The sequence below is a fragment of the Paenibacillus rhizovicinus genome (assembly GCF_010365285.1).
Classification (GTDB): domain Bacteria; phylum Bacillota; class Bacilli; order Paenibacillales; family Paenibacillaceae; genus Paenibacillus_Z; species Paenibacillus_Z rhizovicinus.
The window spans coordinates 3,380,490-3,394,985 of record NZ_CP048286.1; the positions used below are offsets into that span (position 1 = coordinate 3,380,490).

The window sequence follows — 14,496 nt, forward strand, 5'->3', positions numbered from 1 at the left end:
CGGCTTATTCCTATGCCGGATCGGGAATTTTTGTATAATAAGGAGGTGCATGAAAGGGGACGACCCGCCTATGTCGGATAATCAAACGGATTTGGAGCTGCTGACGGGTATCTTGAACAGAGATCCCGAAGCGCTGAAGCTTATTTATGAACGATACGAGCGGTCGATTTATACTTTCTCCTATCGGATCGTCAAAGACGCCATGTTGGCCGAAGAAATCGTGCAAGAGCTGTTCATGCGCATTTGGCACGCCGCCGAACGATACGATCCCGCTCAAGGGCAGCTTGCCAGCTGGATGTTTACGGTCACGAGAAACATCGCGATCGATGCGCTTCGGCGAAGACAGACGCGAACCTCGCAGCAGGTAACGGAAGCGGAGAAGTTGAACCGGAAGCCGGATCCGGAGTCGGACACGGAGAGTCTTGCGGCCGCGAACATCGTCGGAGAACAGGTCAGAAGCGCGATCAAGCAGCTGAGCGGCGAACAGCAGGAAGTCATGGAACTGATTTATTTCAACGGATATACGCAGCAGGAAGTGTCCGCGAAATGCGACATTCCGCTCGGAACGGTCAAGAGCAGGGTAAGATTGGCCATGAAGGCGCTGCGAACGCAGCTTGAGGATATCGGGAAGGAGGGGCTGAGCTATGGTCCTTAATGAAAACAAGTGCGAAAATGCGGAACTATATGCGCTCGGCGGACTGAACGAGGAAGAACGCGCGGCATTCGAAGCACATCTCGCAGGCTGCGAAGCTTGCGCCTTGCAAGTAAAGGAGCTTCAAACCATTATTGATCTGCTCCCGTTATCGGCAGAACCGGTTCACGTGCCTGCGGGCATGCAAGACCGGATACTGGGAAATATCCTGGGCAGCGATTCCGCTCCGAAGGCAACTGCCACGCCAGGCGGCGAGTCATCCGGCGTTTCCTTCGCTATATCGCCGGCGGCATCATCGGGCGTGCCGCTCGCCAAGACTGATTCGGAGTCGTCCGGCATTGCGCAATCACCTTCTCCTTCGCCGCAAATGCAAGCGAGCGTCCAGCAGACGGCAGCGCCGATACCGTCCCTTCCTTTCCCCTCCTCTAGGCGGCAGCCAGCGCAACGGGGATGGCGTACGTGGATGAACGTTGCTTTAGCCGCAGCCGTTGTTCTGCTCGGCGCGTACGTGTTTACCCTGAAGGATCAAGTGTCCGACCTTCGCCGCGAACTGACGGCGACGACGGAGCCGCCGCAAGGCCTGCGTCCGAACGAAGCGGTCAGCTTGAGCGCCGCAGCTCAAGATATCGTGGCGAGCGGACTGGCGACGATCGTGATAGACACCAACGGCACGCATCTGCTCGTGCAGGCGGAGAAGCTTCCTCAGCTCAAAGGCAACGAAGCGTTCCAAGTCTGGCTTATGAAAGACGGCAGCGGCGTCGTGAACGCAGGGACGTTCGTTTCCCGTGATGGCACGGGCGGGCTGTATCTCACGCTGGATCGGAACCTTTCGGGCTACAATCAAATCGCCATCACCCTAGAGCCGGACGCGTTCGGCCAATTGCCGAGGGGAACCGCCGTGCTGGCCGCAGCGATTAAGTTGTAAGACGAAGAATTAACTTTCTTGCAGATCGAAATCAAAGAAGCTGCTCCGCCGACTCCGATGAGGAGAGAGCGGGAGCAGCTTCTTTAGCTTCATCCCGGTATTTCGGCCGCGGCGCCTTGTTGGATGAAAGCCGCAAAGGCAGCGCCTAGCTGCTTGCATGCCTCCAGCTCCGCGGAACCCGGACAGCCGTCGGCTTTGACCGTTCGATCCAGAACAACGGCGCCCCGGCTTTCCAGACATTCATGCAAGGTGTCGCCCGCCACGGCAAAATAACGGTAAGCTCTGTCCCCGCAGCCGAATACCGCTGCCCGTTTGCCCGACAGGTCCATCTCGCACATCTCGTCGTACAAATCCAGAAACTCGTCCGGCAGGTCGCCGTCCCCCCACGTATACACGCCGAACACAATATGATCGTACGCCTCCAGATCGGCGGCAGTCGCGTCCAGTACTTCCTTCACAGGTTTCCGCCGCGCCGATCTAGCCCCCGCCTGCCACGCAGTACACGAAAGCCCCGCAAAGCTTCCACTGCCTGCTGCGCAAAAAAAAGAAACCCAACGTTTGAATGAACGCGGGTTTCTCCTCTACAAGCGCTTGGCCCAGAGCCATTCGCGCTTCTTCATTCTTCTTCATTACTCTCGGCGACGCACTTAAACGTTCAACGCTTCCTTCAACTTATCCGGCGAGCGTTCCCACCATTCCGGATTGTTCGAGACGAGCAGCGTCTTGAGGGCCTGTTTCTCCTCCGCTCCCAGCTCATCCAGAATGAAGCGGCGCTTGATGGCGTAATCGAGATTGTTCACGTGCTGCGCGAGGATCTTCCATCCGCGGCGCGCTTCCGTGTCCACGAGCATCGGACATGCCGTCGCTCCCGCATAGAATGCGCCTTCCTCGTTACGGTCCACCGCGACCCATACGATCCAGCACGGACGCCCGTTCGGAACGTCCTCCTTGTTCATGCTGAACTTGATGCCCTTCTCGATCTTGCTCTTCGCGTGCATCGCGCCCACGTCGATGTAGGCTTCGCCTTTATCGATCATGACGCAGGCGACGTCGCTTAAGTCGATCGTCCCCGCACCGAAACCCCGATGTTCCTTATTGCTCACCACATTGAGAGAAAGCGACTTCTTCTCTTTCTTCTCCGGCGGCGGCTGCTGACCGTTGTCTTGTTCGCTCATCTTACCGTTCAACTCCCGTCCCAATCCTTCATCCAAAGCTTTCAATCCCGCGTCCGGCGCGGCTTCCCCGAGCGATAAGAACGCTCTCGCCCGAGGTCAATCTGAACGTCTATTTTCGAGGGAAGAAACGGACTTTGCCGCAGTAATTCAGGCATCGGACGCTTCTTCTTACCTGTCCACACTTTAATTCCATTTTAGCTAATAATCTCGGAAAAGCAAACATATACATGCTTTAGAAGCTTGTCAACGGGAGGGAATCTTTGAATGAATCCACGTCACGCCAAACGTATTCTGCTCTTCGTCCTCGCCGCCGTCCTGATCGGCGTCACGGCGCGGCAAGGGTTCGGGAATGCCTGGGTTTCGCAATATACGTTCGCTTCCGCCCCCGCGAAGAAAGACGCCGCCCCTAAACCGGCAGCGCCGCCCGTCGCGCAGGAGCCGGACAACGTTATGCAGCCGAAGCCCGTCGCGCTCAGCAAACGCGTCACGGAGTACCACATCGACGTCACGCTGCAGGAGAACGCGCATATGCTGCAGGGCGAGCAGTCCGTCACATGGACAAACCCCGGCAAACAGCAGGTGTCCGAGCTGTATTTCCACTTCTATCCGAACGCGTTCCGCTCCAAGGACACTACCTTCATGAAGGAATCCGGGGGTCAGCTGCGGGAGGACAAGGCTACCTCGGACAGTACGGGCTACATGAACCTGCTGTCGCTTGAAACGACGGAAGGCTACAGCCTCCTGCCGCGCCTGCATTTCGTTCAGCCCGACGACGGCAATCCGAGCGACCTTACGCTGGCCAAGCTTAAACTGCCGACTCCCGTTGCCCCAGGCAAGAGCGTAACCCTGCGCATGAAGTTCGAGGTGAAGCTGCCCGAGGTGTTCGCCCGCATGGGCTACTCCGGCAATTTCGTCATGGCGGGCCAATGGTTTCCGAAGCTGGCCGTCTACGAGACGGCAGGCACGAGAGGCCGGGCGACGGAAGGCTGGAACGTGCATCAGTACCACGGCAACTCCGAGTTCTACAGCGACTTCGGCATCTACAGCGTGAAAATCAACGTGCCTTCCTCCTACAAGGTAGCCGCGACGGGCTTCCAGACGAAAGCGTCCGTCGTGAAGGACGGCCGCAAGACATATCAATTCTACGCCGACGACGTCATCGATTTCGGCTGGTCGGCCTCGCCCGATTTCATCTATTACGAAGAGCCGTATTCCACGACGGGCGTTCCGGGCGTACGCATCAAGCTGTATCTCGATCCGCTGCACGCCAAGTTCAAGGACCGCTACCTGCACGCGGCCAAGTCCGCGCTAGCCAAGTACGCGCAGTGGTACGGGGAATATCCGTATACGACGCTTTCCGTCGTCGTCCCGCCCAAAGGCGGCAACGGCGCGGGCGGCATGGAGTATCCGACGCTCGTCACGGCATTCTCGGCGGAGAACAGCAATCCCGGCTATGACCTGGAGCGCACCGTCGTACACGAGATCGGCCATCAATATTGGTACGGCATGGTCGCCTCCAACGAGTTCGAAGAAGCGTGGCTGGACGAGGGCTTCACCTCCTACGCCGAAGACAAAGTCATGGAGAGCGAATACGGCGTAGCGCCGAACCTGCCCGTGGAGTCGAGCTACATGACGGATCCCGCGCCGCTGAAGCAGCTGTCCTGGTCCTATCAGAGCAACAATCACTACGCCGAGAACGTGTACATTCGCGCCAAGCTCGTGCTGGTCGGCATCGAGAGGCAGGTCGGCGATGCGACGATGCGCAAGATCATGCGGACCTACTTCCAGAAGTACAAGTTCAAGCACCCGTCCACCGCCGACTTCCAGAAGGTCGTGGAGACGGTGACGAAGACGAAATGGAACGATTACTTCAGTCATTTCGTGTACGGCGACGCCATGTCGGATTACTCCGTCGACTCCATCCGCGTCAAGCCGGTCAAGCAGGACGGACAACAGGAGTACGAGAACGTCGTGCTCATTAAGAAAACCGGCGGCAGCATCGGACCCGTGACGGTCATGCTCCATTTTGCGGACGGCACGGTCATGCCCCGGGTATGGGACGGCCAGGACGCCCATGTCCAAATTAAAATCGTGCACAGCTCCAAGCTGCTCTGGGCCGCCGTCGATCCGCAGAACGACAACGTGCTCGACAACAAGCATATCAACAACTTCATGAAAGCCGACCTGGACGAGAAGACCCGCACGCGCTGGAGCGTCGGCCTCTCGAAGCTGGTCGAGACGCTCTTCTCATCGCTCGCCTGGTAGTGCCATTTTGAACGAAGGAGGTGACTTCACAGATGAAGACGCATATTAAACAAGGCTGGCGGCTGATGTCCAAACACTTCTATATCATCATTCTGCTCTTTCTGTACGAACTCATATGGGGCTTCTTCCTCTACCGGACGATCGAGAATATCGCGGTTCCGCTGCTCAAAAGGTTTCCCGACTCGTATGCGGCCAGCAGCAGCGCCATCTCCCTCTTCTTGACGGAAGCGCAGTTCCAGCTGATGAAGACCGATTTGATCCGGCCTTACGCCCTGCTGTTCTGCGGACTGCTCGGCGCCAGGATGCTCGTGACGCCGCTCTTGAACGCCGGTTTGTTCCACTCGCTGCATCATACGACCGACGAGAAAGGGACGACGTTTCTGAAAGGCATCCGGAAAGCGTGGAAGCCGATCGCCCTGCTCTACCTGGTGGAAACGACGCTTACGCTGGCTCCCGCCGTCTGGCTGCTGCCGCGGGCGCTCCGGCTGCTGCTGTCGAGCGGTTCGCTGATCGAATTCGCCCAAGCCGCCGGACCGTGGGCGGGCGCCTGGCTGCTCTGGGCGGTGCTCATGCATCTGCTCTTCCTCTCGATGCAGTTCGGCGCCGTGACCGGCAGCGGATCCATGCGCGCACTATGGAGCGGCATCGCGAATTTCATCCCGTTCTGCGGCGTTTCGATCCTAATGTGGGGCATCGGGGCTCTGCTGAGCGCGACGGTCGCCTCCGTCTCGCTGCTGTGGGCCGGACTGCTCGCGCTGCTCCTGCACCAGGGCTATCAGCTGCTGCGGACGATCATGAAGGTATGGACAGCCGCCGCCCAGTACGATGTCTGGCAGTCCAAGCAGCAGTCTTGAGCCAACGCGCTCTTCGGCCGGACAGCCCGTCAGCTTCTGGAAGGTTTAGCCAGATGAGCGGCCGTATCCGGACTGCCGGCCCGGGCCGCTGGTCCGGGCTACCGCCCGCGCGACGGGCGGAACCGACAATCCAGGACCGGATATGCGCCCAAACTACCATGCGCAAGAAGCCCCTTCGACCCTGAAGGGGCTTTTTCGCGTTTGAAGATACGACGTCGGCAGACAAGTTTTCACATCGTCCCCGCGAAGATCCGACACCATGACAAATACGCCGTTACGACCGAAAAACGGCGCTATTATACGAAAATGAGAAAAAAAAGGTTGCACTCTAATAATTTTAATTTGTGAACAAAACGTGAACTCGGAAGGAGAAGCGACAAAATGATCGAATTAGATTTCCAGAGAAATGAAAATTTTGCCGAATTCCCATATCGGGAAACGGGGGAACCATTCTGGGTGAATTGATCCCGACAGCCGCATGAGCTTGAACGCGTCTGCCAGAGGCGATCATAGGGAGCCTTCAACCGAACCCCACAGCTAACCTCGTAGGCACTGGAAGGAGTTTCCCGTTTTGAAGAAGCTTTCCGCACTTGTGATCGGACTTGCAATGCTCTTCATTTTCCAAGCTGGCAGCGTTTTCGCGGACTCGAAAATGGATGGCGTCATTCATGATCTGATCGGCACGCCTTATGTTTACACCGGCACGACTACGAAAGGGTTTGACTGCTCCGGATTCACGATGTACGTGTTCAAGAAACTCGGCGTCGACATCCCGCACGCATCCCGTTCGCAGGCAGCGCTCGGCAAGAAAATCGCTAAAGGCGATTTGATCCCTGGGGATCTCGTATTCTTCAATACGACAGGAAGCGGAATCTCGCATGTCGGCATTTATGTCGGCGACGGCAAGTTTGCCCATGCATCTTCCAGCAGAGGCGTCACAATCAGCGGTCTGGACGAGTCCTACTACGCGAAGCGTTACGTAACCGCTCGCCGCGTTATGAGCCAACAGACGTTCGAGAAATATGCCGATGATCCTTCCGACGAACCAGGCGACGGAGACTCCGATTAATCCGCAATTGATTATTGTAACGAATGCTCGCCGGACGGAGTTTAGGCTCTCTCCTCTCGCATTGCAGGCAAAGCCGCCGTTGTTTCTCCTTCGGGACAAGCAGCCGCGGCTTTATTTGTTGGTTCTTCGCTTTATTTGTTTGTTCTTCGTGTTCCTCGCGTTCTCGGGGTCCGTCGCGATCGTCCCTTACGCCCTTTCGTAACGGACCCACCAGAAGGTCGGGCCGACTTGGACGTTCAATGCTTTGGCGTGCGGCGTAAACAAATCGCGCAGCTGGGCCGGCGTCTCGCAGCCTTCGCCCCTGCGGTCCGCCAACACGACCGTCGCCCCGGACTCGAGCCGTGCATGCCACGCGTTCAGGAACGTCATCCGCTCCTCGCCCGTCAGTTCGCCCAGACAGAAGCAGGCCAGACCGGCTTTGAACTTCTCCTCCACCGCGCCCAGCTCGGCCTGTCTGACCGCCACCGACACCGGCGTCTTCAATCTCGGCGCTCTCGGTCCCGCGACGCGAAGCACGCGCCTGCCCGCCAGCGTATCTTCCACCGCATCCTCCAGCAGTCGCCACTCCGTGAACCGTCTCTCCAGGCTGTCCCGCCATTTTGCCATCCGCCCGATACCTCCCGCTGTCTATGCGCCAACGCTGATGTTGATTGTAGAACTATATGTATGCGCATAAGCTTGCTTATTGAACTGCCATTTGGCTTCGTTCCGGCTTGTCCGACGTCTGAAACGGAATAGATTGCGACATGATGAATAGTAGCGTGATAGACTGGTAAATAGATGCAGTAAATAGGTCTTTGATCAAAAGGAGCTGCTGTCCGAATGCACTCATCTTCCGACGTCTTCGCAGGATTCCATAGGACGCTTGCCGGCTGGTTCGACCGGACCTTCGGAGAGCCGACGCCCGTCCAGCACGACGCCTGGGCGTCCATTGCCGCCGGCCGCCATACGCTCATCGCCGCTCCGACCGGCTCGGGCAAGACGCTCGCTGCGCTTCTGCCCTGCCTCAGCCGCCTCGCGCTGGCCAAGGAACGCGTCTCGGCTCAGGGCAAGAGCTGGACTTACGGCGTACGCGTACTCTATATTACCCCGCTTAAAGCACTTAATAACGATATTCAGCATCATTTGGTCGATTTTCTTGAACAAATTGAAGCGTATGCCGCCGAAGAGCCGGGCGGCGCTTGGCCGGGCATTCGCACGGCCGTTCGCACCGGGGACACGCCGTCGCGCGATCGGGCCCGCATGGCCAATCGGCCGCCCGACGTGCTCGTGACGACCCCGGAGTCGCTCTATCTGCTGCTAACGTCGGACAAGGGCCGTAACATGCTGCGGATCGTGGAGACTGTCATCGTCGACGAAATCCACAGCCTTGCAGGCGACAAGCGCGGCGCGCATTTGTCGCTCTCGCTGGAGCGGCTGGCCGCGCTGTCCCCGCATGCCGTGCAGCGCATCGGCGTATCGGCGACGCAGAAGCCGCTGACGCGGGTCGCCCGGTTTCTGGGCGGATGGGAGCCGGCGGCTCGAACCGGGCGCGCAGGCTTCAAGAGGGATGAGCGGCATGCTGGCGCCGAGACGGGCGTCGGCGGGATGCACGGTTTAGACGCGCGTGAAGCGGCTGCGCCTATAGACTTGGGTACGAATAGGCGGCATGTTGGCGCCGAGTCGAGCGTTGGAAACAAGACGGGCTTAGGCGCGGACGCGGAGGCTGAAGCTCAGCGTGAAGCTCAGCGGCTTGCCGAATCGCTCGCCGCAGGCGAGGACGCCCATCCTTCGGGCTGCTTGCCGCGGCCGGTGGTCATCGTGGAAAGCACGATGGTCAAGCGCATTCAAGTGCGCGTGACGATGCCTGACCTGAGCCGCCCCGTTCGAAGCCGGGACGGCATCTGGCAGCCGGTCGTCGAGCGGATCTTCTCGCTGATGGAGGGCGCGCGCTCCGTGCTGCTGTTCGTGAACAGCCGCCGGCTGTGCGAGCGGCTCGTGCTGCGCCTGAACGAGCATGCCGGCCATGAGCTGGCGCGCGCCCACCACGGCAGCCTGGCGCGCGAGCGGCGGCTCGAGGTCGAGCACATGCTGAAAACCGGCGAGCTGCGCTGCCTCGTCGCCACTTCGTCGCTCGAGCTCGGCATCGACGTCGGCCACGTCGACCTCGTCATTCAGGTCGACTCGCCCAAAGCCGCCGCCGCCGGCATACAGCGCATCGGCCGCGCCGGGCATGCCGTCGGCGACGTCAGCCGCGGCTATATCGTGGCGCGCCACCGCGGCGAGCTGCCGGAGGCAGCCGTGCTGTGCCGCAATATTACGCGGCGCGACATCGAAGCAATCGTGCTGCCGCACGAGCCGCTGGACGTCTTGTCGCAGCATATGGTCTCGATGACCGCAGCCGCCGACGTGAAGGTGGACGCGCTGTACAGTCTTATTTTGCAAAGCGAGTGCTACCGGGCCTTCCCCCGCGAACGGCTGGAGGGCGCGCTGAAGGTGCTGTCCGGCTTCTACCCGTTCGCTCGCCCGCTCCTGGAGTGGGACCGGGAAACCGATACGCTGCGCAAGCGCGCCAATACGTCAATGGCTTCGGTCACAGGGGCGGGCACGATTCCGTCCAGCTCCGCCTATCCGATCCACCATGCCGACAGCCGCGTCCATTTGGGCGAACTCGATGAGGAGTACATCACGGAAAGCCGGGCCGGAGACGTGTTTCAGCTGGGGACGAGCTCGTGGATGATCAGCCGCATCGAGAACGACCGCGTGTACGTGCAGGAAGCCCCGAACCGCTTCAGCGAGATTCCCTTCTGGAGGGCGGAGGCAAGCAGCCGGAGCGTGGAGGTCGGCGTCCAGCTGGGCGCCTTTCAGGAACAGCTGTCCGATCGGCTGGGGCTGCAGCTTGCCTCGGAATCGGAATCGGACGCCGACTCCGGCGAAGAACGTGCGCGCGAAGAAGCCGCGATCCGTTGGCTGGATGCCGAGTACGGGCTCGACCACTATTCGGCCCTCGAGCTGATCGACCTTGCGCGGGCGCAGCATCGGGCGGTCGGACTGCCCACCGAACGGCGGATCATCATCGAACATTACCGCGACCTGATGAACCAAACGCGGATTATTATCCATAATCCGCTCGGGCGGCGCGTGAACCGTACGTGGCTGCTGGCCATCCAGCGGCATTTTCAGCGGCTGCTGCCCTACTCGATGTACGGCAACGCCAAGGACAACGGCATCGAGCTCGTCGTGCCGGATTGGGATGCATCCTGGCTGCAGACGCTGTGGCAAATTACCGCCGCCAGCGTGGAGCCGCTGCTGACGGAGGCGATTACCGGTTCTCCCCTGCTCGCCGTCTCGTTTCGCCGGATCGCGGAAACGTCGCTCCTGCTCTCGCGCAGCTTCACGCGCACGCCGATGTGGCAGAAAAGGCTGCGGAGCGAGGAGCTGCTGAAGCAGGCGATGCCGTATGCGGAGCATTTTCCGTACTTGGAGGAGGCGATGCGGGAGTGCCTGCATACGTACCTCGATACGAACGGGCTCAAACGGCTGCTGAGCGCCATTGAAGCGGGAGACGTATCGGTTTCCGTCAAAGAGGTCAACGCCCCTTCGCCTTTCGCCGTGCAATTCCTCGCGGAATATGCGAGCTCGATGGTGTACGAAGGCGACGGGCTGAGCGAGGCGACGCAGCTGCAGCTGCTCAGCGTCAGCAAGTCGCTCGCCGGACAGCTGTTCGGCGAAGAAGCGGTGCGGCGGGCGGTCGATCCCTCCATCGCCCGCGAAGAAGAAGCGCGGCTGGACGCGGGACAGCTGGTTCCTGCAAGCGCCGAAGAGCTGTTCGCGCTGCTCAAGCGGCGCGGCGACTTGTCCCGCGATGAGCTTACGGCAGCCGCCGGCCGCAATGTAGAAGCGTGGATAGAAACGCTGAGTTTCGCGGGGCGCATCCTGGAGGTGAACTTCGGCGGCGATCGCATGCGCTGGATCTGCGCGGAGGAAAGCGAGCTCTACGCGGCATTCCCGCAGAGCGAAGCGTCGATCGCGTTCGTGGGCGGCCGGTTCGCGGACAACCGTCTCTCCTTCACCGAGGAGGAGCTGCGGGAGCGCTATCCGCTGCTCGGCGATTCCGATGCCGCGAACGTCGCGGACGTGCTGCTGGCGCTGGACCGCACGGAGCATGCGCCTTTCGCCGATGAAGCGGAGCGGATCTGGACGAGCCGCGGCGTGGCAAGGCGGCTCATCCGGCTTACGCTGGAGCAGGCGCGGAAACAAGCGGAGGCGATCGATCCCGTGGACTGGATGACGCATATGTCGCGGCTCCAGCATGTCTTGTCGGGAACGCAGCTGAGCGGCATCGACGGGCTGCGGCTTATTATCGAGCGGCTGCAGGGGTTCTTCCTGCCGGCCTCGCACTGGGAGACGCTGATTTTTCCCGCGCGTGTGACGGGCTATCGGAAGGATGATCTGGATCTGCTCTGCGCCTCCGGCGAAGTGATCTGGCTTGGGCGCAAGGGCGATGGCGAGAAAGAAGGCCGGATCGCTTTCTTCCTCTCCGAAGCCAAGCTGCTCTACGCGCCGATTCTGCGGGAGGCCGCCCGATCGGACGAGCCGTCCAAGCATCCGGAGCTGCTGCGGCTGCTCCGGACGGGCGGCGCGAGCTTCCTGACCAAGCTGAGCCGCGAATACGGCAAAGTGCCGTCGGACTTGCTGGCCGACCTGCTCGACCTCGTCTGGGAAGGCGCCGTCTCCAACGACCAATTCGCGCCGCTGCGCCTGCAGCTCGCGACCAAGGGCAAGCAGCTCGCCCGGACGGGCTCCGGCCTCGGGCGCTGGTACTGGACGGGATCGCTCGCGGACGCGGATGCGATGTCGGGCGCGGATGCCGCCGGCATGCCAAGCGGCACGACGGGGGCTGGCCGCGGCCAGCAGGCAAAGGCGCCGGGCGCCGGAGCTGCGGGGCCTTCCGCGCCGGCAGGGCTTTCCGGGCCGGCGGGCGCTGCCGCCCGCGGAAACGGGCGGGCTGAGATTGCAGGCCTTGCCGCTTCGGCAGACGAGCCTAGCGTTCCGGGCGGGCGCGAGCTCGGTGCCGAGGCGCTTCGCTCCGTGAGCTCGGACCTGTCGGAATCGGCGCTGCACTGGACGCAGCATTTGCTGGACAGCTGCGGCATCGTGTCCAAGGAGCTCGTGCAGCAGCTGTCGCCCTTCGGCTGGGACGAGCTGCTTCCCGTGCTGAAGCAGCTCGAGCAATGGGGCGTCGTGACGCGGGGCCTGCTCGTGGAAGGCGTCGGCACGCTGCAGTTTGCAAGACGCGAAGGACTCGATGCGGTGCGGCTCGCGCCGCCCGTTCAAGAGGGCGCCGCCATTACGGTACTCGCGGCGACGGACCCGGCAAACCCGTTCGGGCTGGCGGCCGACTGGCCTGCCGCGCGGGGCTCGGGCTTCGCCCGCAAGAGCGGCAGCTTCCTCGTGCTGCAGCAGGGCAAGTGGCGCTTCTGGCTGGAAAACAACGGCCGGCATATCGTTGATTTGACGGCACTGCCGGAGCGGACCGAAGAGCCGCCATCCAGCGAATCGGCGGCAAGCGGGCGGCAAGCGGCTGCGGACGAGGGCGAGGGCGAGGACGAGGGCGAACTCGCCGCAGCCTTACGCGAAATCTTCCGCACGCTGCTGCGCCAGCAGAAGCTGAGCAAAATCAAAATCGACCGCTGGAACGGCGCGCCCGTCACGGAATCGCCCGCCGCCGGCATCCTGCGGGCATTGGGAGCGGAGCTCGACAACCGCTCGCTCGTGATTTGGCCGAGCGACCTGCGGTAGCCGAACGGCGGCGGGCCCGGCTCCTGCGGCAAGGCGGTCTGCGCCGCAGTAGTCGGCCGGGTGAACGTGCACCGCGGACGAGGCGCGCCCGCCAACGGCTGGCCTCCATGGGTGCGTTCTCGCCCTCCGGTGGCTGGCCTCCATTAATGCGCTCGCGCCCGCCAGCGGCTGGCCTCCGTGGGTGCGTTTTCGCCCTCCGCGGGCTGGCCTCCATGAATGCGCTCGCGCCCGCCAACGGCTGGCCTCCATGGGTGCGTTCGCACCAGCCAGCGGCCGGCCTCCGTGGGCGTTCTCGCCCGCAGGCAGACCAGGCTTCTGCAGTCGAGCCGATAGGCTCACCGGGCACGCCGCCGCCAGCTCCACCGGCTTTCGCCCGCAGCACACCTGCTCCTGCCATAACGCGCCCAAGCGCATCCAAAGCCCCTTCATGATGAAAGCATTTTCACCTACTGCCGCCGGTCGGATTGTGTTAAGGTGAAAGCAGTCTATCATGTTAGGGGTTTATTCGATGTCGAGGCTTCTTGTTCTAGGCTGCATCGCTTATCTGGTCGTAGGCTTGGGCCAGCTCGCGATCGGCGCCGTCTTGGAACCGATGGTTCACGCGTACGGCATTCATTACGGGGACGGCGGTCAGCTCGTCATGCACCAGTTTCTCGGCGGCATGGCCGGCATTTTGTGCGCCCCCTGGCTCATCGGCAAGCGCGGCAAGAAGTTCGTGCTCCTGACGGCGATCGGCATCATGGCAGTCGCGGAGCTCCTCTACGCCATGCTCCCTCCTTGGCCCGTTATGCTGACCATCGCCCCGTTCGCGGGAATCGGGCTCGGCATGACGGAGTCCGTCGTCGGCGCCTTCGTGGTAGGCTCCTCCGGCGCCAAAGCCAACACCGCCATGAGCCGCGTGGAAACGTTCTTCGGCGTCGGCGCGCTGCTCATCCCGTTCGCCGGAGCGGCGCTCATCGAAGCCGGCCAGTGGAAGCTGTCGTTCGGCATCGTGGGCGTCTTGTCCGCGCTCCTCTTCGCGCTCTGGCTCGTTTGGTGGCCATCCATACTGGACGGACGCCCGCAAGACCAGGCCCGGCAAGATCCGGCGCTTACGGCAAGCACCGGCTCGGAAGCAAGGCCGCCCGCACCTGAAGCCGCATCCGCGGCCGGGCGGCATCGGCAAGCCGGCATGATCATGGCCGCTTGCTGCTTATTCTTCATCGTCTATGTCGGGCTGGAGATGAGCTTCATACACTATCTGCCCTCCCTGCTCGTGGTGAGCAACGGTATGACCGAGGCCTCCGCTACCCTTGTGCTTAGCTTGTTCTGGGGCGCAATGGTCATCGGGCGGTTGGTGGCCGGCCAGCTTGCAGACCGCGTCGGCGGTGCCGTTTATCTGCTGTCCACCTGTCTGGCCGCGGCTGTCCTCTTCGTACTTATGACCTTCTTCACCGGCACCGTGCCTGCTTTCCTCTTCACGTTCATCGTCGGCCTGATGATGTCCGGCATGTTCGCTATCGCCATTGTCTTCGCCAACCGTGCCGTCCCGGGCGCAGCCGAGCGGACAACGAGCCTATTGATGGCCTGCGGCGGAATCGGCGGCGCGCTGGTGCCCGAAGCCACGGGCTGGTTTCTCGACGAATACGGTCCCGATGCCACGCGCTGGCTGTTTGCCGCAGCCGCGTTCGCGCTGCTGATCGTCATGGCATGGGCAGCGAGCGCCGCCCGCCAATCCCGCAGCAGCCTGCGAATCGCAGGGGCGCAGGAACAGACAAGATCCCTATAGGAGGAAT

Annotated in this window: 10 protein-coding genes and 1 riboswitch; of the genes, 7 read left to right on the top strand and 3 right to left on the bottom strand. The window is 61.6% G+C overall.

The window, feature by feature from the left end; all coding sequences use genetic code 11:
• Positions 1–70: 70 nt before the first annotated feature.
• The gene (locus GZH47_RS15085; RefSeq protein ID WP_162640807.1) at positions 71–655 is read left to right on the top strand and encodes an RNA polymerase sigma factor; all 585 of its coding nucleotides are present in this window, start codon (positions 71–73) and stop codon (positions 653–655) included.
• Positions 645–1,577, top strand: a complete 933-nt coding sequence (locus tag GZH47_RS34510) for an anti-sigma factor domain-containing protein (protein WP_162640808.1) — start codon at positions 645–647, stop codon at positions 1,575–1,577. The genes GZH47_RS15085 and GZH47_RS34510 overlap by 11 nt, the downstream gene beginning before the upstream one ends.
• 89 nt (positions 1,578–1,666) lie before the next feature.
• Here the strand turns inward: GZH47_RS34510 and GZH47_RS15095 are convergent, their stop codons facing one another.
• Together GZH47_RS15095 and GZH47_RS15100 are read right to left on the bottom strand one after the other, a co-directional pair.
• Complete coding sequence (locus GZH47_RS15095; RefSeq protein WP_162640809.1) at positions 1,667–2,035, bottom strand: flavodoxin domain-containing protein; 369 nt, start codon at positions 2,033–2,035, stop codon at positions 1,667–1,669.
• 189 nt (positions 2,036–2,224) lie between these two features.
• Entirely contained in the window at positions 2,225–2,752 is a 528-nt protein-coding gene (locus tag GZH47_RS15100) for a YwhD family protein (protein WP_162640810.1), read from the bottom strand.
• 264 nt (positions 2,753–3,016) lie between these two features.
• Here GZH47_RS15100 and GZH47_RS15105 point away from each other — a divergent pair, with 264 nt between their 5' ends.
• The 3 genes from GZH47_RS15105 (at position 3,017) to GZH47_RS15115 (ending at position 6,940) form a co-directional block, all read left to right on the top strand.
• Positions 3,017–5,017, top strand: coding sequence for a M1 family metallopeptidase (locus GZH47_RS15105; RefSeq protein WP_162640811.1), 2,001 nt, complete (start codon positions 3,017–3,019; stop codon positions 5,015–5,017).
• A 32-nt stretch (positions 5,018–5,049) separates the two neighbouring features.
• Positions 5,050–5,871 carry a hypothetical protein gene (locus GZH47_RS15110; RefSeq protein ID WP_162640812.1) on the top strand — a complete coding sequence of 274 codons (822 nt, stop codon included), beginning with the start codon at positions 5,050–5,052 and terminating at the stop codon, positions 5,869–5,871.
• 406 nt (positions 5,872–6,277) lie between these two features.
• Positions 6,278–6,438, top strand: a riboswitch (cyclic di-AMP (ydaO/yuaA leader).
• Between the two features lie 4 nt (positions 6,439–6,442).
• Positions 6,443–6,940, top strand: a complete 498-nt coding sequence (locus tag GZH47_RS15115; protein ID WP_162640813.1) for a C40 family peptidase — start codon at positions 6,443–6,445, stop codon at positions 6,938–6,940.
• A 186-nt stretch (positions 6,941–7,126) separates the two neighbouring features.
• On the opposite strand, the gene GZH47_RS15120 is transcribed toward GZH47_RS15115, so the two are convergent.
• Positions 7,127–7,546, bottom strand: a complete 420-nt coding sequence (locus GZH47_RS15120) for a hypothetical protein (protein ID WP_162640814.1) — start codon at positions 7,544–7,546, stop codon at positions 7,127–7,129.
• A gap of 216 nt (positions 7,547–7,762) precedes the next feature.
• On the opposite strand from GZH47_RS15120, the gene GZH47_RS15125 reads away from it, so the two are divergent.
• Entirely contained in the window at positions 7,763–12,721 is a 4,959-nt protein-coding gene (locus GZH47_RS15125; protein WP_162640815.1) for a DEAD/DEAH box helicase, read from the top strand.
• A gap of 508 nt (positions 12,722–13,229) precedes the next feature.
• Entirely contained in the window at positions 13,230–14,489 is a 1,260-nt protein-coding gene (locus GZH47_RS15130; protein ID WP_225446498.1) for an MFS transporter, read from the top strand.
• Positions 14,490–14,496 lie beyond the last annotated feature (7 nt).

Bases quoted from the DNA above. Each gene is read 5' to 3' on its own strand.
- GZH47_RS15105 (WP_162640811.1), top strand. From the start codon at position 3,017: ATGAATCCACGTCACGCCAAACGTATTCTGCTCTTCGTCCTCGCCGCC.
- GZH47_RS15130 (WP_225446498.1), top strand. From the start codon at position 13,230: ATGTCGAGGCTTCTTGTTCTAGGCTGCATCGCTTATCTGGTCGTAGGC.
- GZH47_RS15085 (WP_162640807.1), top strand. From the start codon at position 71: ATGTCGGATAATCAAACGGATTTGGAGCTGCTGACGGGTATCTTGAAC.
- GZH47_RS34510 (WP_162640808.1), top strand. From the start codon at position 645: ATGGTCCTTAATGAAAACAAGTGCGAAAATGCGGAACTATATGCGCTC.
- GZH47_RS15100 (WP_162640810.1), bottom strand. From the start codon at position 2,752: ATGAGCGAACAAGACAACGGTCAGCAGCCGCCGCCGGAGAAGAAAGAG.
- GZH47_RS15110 (WP_162640812.1), top strand. From the start codon at position 5,050: ATGAAGACGCATATTAAACAAGGCTGGCGGCTGATGTCCAAACACTTC.
- GZH47_RS15125 (WP_162640815.1), top strand. From the start codon at position 7,763: ATGCACTCATCTTCCGACGTCTTCGCAGGATTCCATAGGACGCTTGCC.
- GZH47_RS15120 (WP_162640814.1), bottom strand. From the start codon at position 7,546: ATGGCAAAATGGCGGGACAGCCTGGAGAGACGGTTCACGGAGTGGCGA.